The organism is Pseudomonas sp. 43(2021), from assembly GCF_017490805.1.
In the GTDB taxonomy this organism is placed as follows: domain Bacteria; phylum Pseudomonadota; class Gammaproteobacteria; order Pseudomonadales; family Pseudomonadaceae; genus Aquipseudomonas.
On sequence record NZ_JAFGYJ010000152.1, the window covers coordinates 1 to 632 of the forward strand.

At 61.9% G+C, this 632-nt stretch carries 1 protein-coding gene and 1 pseudogene; both read right to left on the bottom strand.

What is annotated here, in order from left to right:
* Positions 1-414, bottom strand: a 414-nt coding sequence (locus tag J5M71_RS26460) for an SDR family oxidoreductase (RefSeq protein ID WP_207838426.1), incomplete at its 3' end; no start/stop codon positions are given.
* Positions 411-632, bottom strand: a pseudogene (locus J5M71_RS26465) (nuclear transport factor 2 family protein); the annotation flags it as partial. The gene J5M71_RS26460 and the pseudogene J5M71_RS26465, both read right to left, overlap by 4 nt.

Consider the following 632-nt stretch of genomic DNA (forward strand, 5'->3'; position numbering starts at 1 on the left):
GGCCATGCCGACCAGATGCGGCGCGGTGCCTTTGCGCAACAGCGGCAGGGCGGCTTCGATGCAATAGCTGCTGGCGAGCAGATTGGTGCGCACCACGTGCTCGATGATCGACGAATCGAACTGGCGCGCGTCGACATATTCACAGGTGCCGGCGTTGAGAATCACGCTGTCCAGCGAACCCCAGGCCTCGGCGATCTGCTCACCGATTTCACGCACGGTCTGACTGTTGGTCAGATCGCCGGGCACCACCAGCACCTGGCCCGGATAACGCTGGGACAAAACCTTGAGCGGCGCGGCCGAGCGCGAGCTGACCGCCAGGTTCGCGCCGCTTTTCAGAATGTCCTCACACAAGGCTGCACCGATGCCACTGCTGGCGCCGGTCAACCAATACCGCCGTGGAGGTGTACGACTCATCCCATTCTCCTTTTCAGCCAGGCAATCACCCGGCCCAATATTGGCAAGTGTTCATACAGCAGCGCCCCGGCATCGAAATAATCCCGATGGCGATAAACCTTGTCGCGCCAGAGCAGGTGCGAACAGCCACCGACCCTGATTTCCCGGCCCTTGGCCAGGCGCGGATGGCGATAACTCATGACCCAGCGCAGGTAACCCTCACCTTCGCGGATCTGGTC